Here is a 2,105-nt window from a genome sequence, read left to right as displayed (position 1 = left end):
TGCCCGGGTGCCCCGCCCTCGCAACGCTAGGGTGGGCTAGGAATACCCAAAATTCTTAACAACAAATACAAAGCGAATTTTGTCGATATAGCAGGGCGCTAAACCAATGCTGATTCCGATTCGGGGATGCGCTTATGACCGCTGGTGCTTGCTCCTGCATGGGGATGCAGTGCCAGGCTGTCGATGACTGGACCCAGGGCGAAGATTGCCATGAGGACGATGGCCCAGCGGAAGTCGCTAAGATCCGGGTGAGCTGCCGAGTGTCCCTTGGCCATGGCGACGATGCGCAGCGTGATGGCTCCCACTGCGACGCCCATGCCGGCGCTCAGTTGCATGATGGCGCTGAGAAATCCATTTGCTCGGCTCATCCGTTCTGCCGGGATCTCTGCATAAGCCAGGGTTGTCAGGCAGGTGAACTCCAGCGACCGGCAGGCACCGTGGATAAACAGGATGAAGAGCAGCAGAGCCGTAGGCGTGCCCGGTGTCAGCAGAGCGCATAGGCCGATGGTGCCCACGGTGATGAGGCCGTTAACGATCAGCAGGCGGCGGAAGCCGAAGGTCCTCAGCAGCGGCAGCACGATCGACTTCATGCTGAAGTCACCGCCAAAGAGCGCAAGCAGATACAGACCGCTGCGGAAGGCGGTCAGACGGAACGCAATCTGAAACATGAGTGGGAGCAGGAATGGCAGGGCCATGACTCCCACGCGAAAGGCACTCGCTCCATAGATGGAGAGCGAGTAGGTCTTGTTCCGCATCGAATCGAAATCGATGAGAGAGGTCTTTGGCCGCCGGCGCGCATACAGAATCGCAAAGACGCCGCAGGTCAGGCTGAACGCCAACGTCATCGCCGGGGTGACCCATCCGGATTCGCCTTCGCCGAACTTCTCCATGGCGTAGACAGAGCCGGCAGAGGCGATGCCCGCCAGGATGAAGGTTCCCCAATCGAAGGGGTGCCGTTCGTGGACATGGGTGTTTTCAATCCAAAGCACCGCCAGGATGAGAGCCGCGATCCCGAAGGGCACGTTGATCAGAAAGATCCAGTGCCAGCTGAAGTAGGTCGTAATGAAGCCGCCCAGTGGGGGACCGAGCACGAGAGCGGTCAGCCCCGGCCAACTGATGTAGGCGATGGCCTGCGCCAGGCGATCCTTCGGTGTTTCGCGGAGGACAATGAGTCGGCCGACCGGAACCATCATGGCTCCGCCGATGCCCTGCAGAATGCGCATCAGGGTGAACTGCGTCAGGGAATGGGCTCCGGCACAGAGCACGGAGGCTAGGGTGAAGAGCGATACGGCGGTCGCAAAGACTGTGCGGGCACCGAAGTGGTCGGCCACCCATCCACTGATAGGGATCAGTACGGCCAGCGTCAGCATGTAGACCGTCATGCCGATGTTCAGGCTGACAGCGCTGGTGTGGAAGCTCTTCGCCATCTGTGGAAGCGCGGTGGCGATGATGGTTCCATCGAGATTCTCCATGAAGAAAGCCCCCGCGATGAGCGAGGTGACATAGAGAGGAGATCGCGTCTTCATCTTTCTATGATAGGAGGCGCGGCAGGAACGCGTGTTAATCCCGAAAAATCAGTGACATCCCGATATTGATGAGCAAAAAAATACCCCCGGGGATCCGGGGGTGGTTGTAGAAAACTTTGGCTGACGGTGTGAGGCTAGCTCAGCGCGGTCTGGGCGAACTTGCGGACCATGGCCAGCAGCAGCTTGCGGTCGGAGTCGGATAGGTTGGCTGAGTAGCGCTGGATCTGGGTGAGGAAGCGAATCTCGTCTTCGGAGAGATTCAGCGTGCTCATCTCGCGCCCGACGCTGTCTTCGGCGAAGAACTGGCTCAGGGGCAGATCGAGTGCCTGAGCGATCTTTTGCAATGTTTCCAGGGACGGAACCGTGTGCCCGTTCTCCACTCGTGACAGGTAGCAGCGGAGTAGCCCGGTGCGCTTCTCGATATCGCCCTGGGACATGCCCTTCTGCAGGCGGAACCCGCGGATCGTAGCTCCGATGTTCATAGAAGCAGGCTCCGGTTCGGAGGGAAGGGGTGGAAGGATTGTCTGCATGTCAGCCATTGACCACAAAGTAACGACCGGTGCAAAGTAACGACCGGTG

General features: G+C 59.3%; 2 protein-coding genes. Both read right to left on the bottom strand.

Annotated features, from left to right (window positions below):
* Positions 1–98: 98 nt before the first annotated feature.
* Positions 99–1,526, bottom strand: coding sequence for an MFS transporter (locus tag AB4043_RS23470; protein WP_442300856.1), 1,428 nt, complete (start codon positions 1,524–1,526; stop codon positions 99–101).
* A gap of 134 nt (positions 1,527–1,660) precedes the next feature.
* Positions 1,661–2,008: a helix-turn-helix domain-containing protein gene (locus AB4043_RS23465; RefSeq protein WP_246153652.1), complete on the bottom strand. Its 348-nt coding sequence runs from the start codon at positions 2,006–2,008 to the stop codon at positions 1,661–1,663.
* Positions 2,009–2,105: the final 97 nt, after the last annotated feature.

It is taken from the genome of Terriglobus sp. YAF25, assembly GCF_052113305.1.
GTDB lineage: Bacteria > Acidobacteriota > Terriglobia > Terriglobales > Acidobacteriaceae > Terriglobus.
Note: the sequence above shows the minus strand (reverse complement) of the source record. Positions and strands in the feature narration are given on the sequence as shown.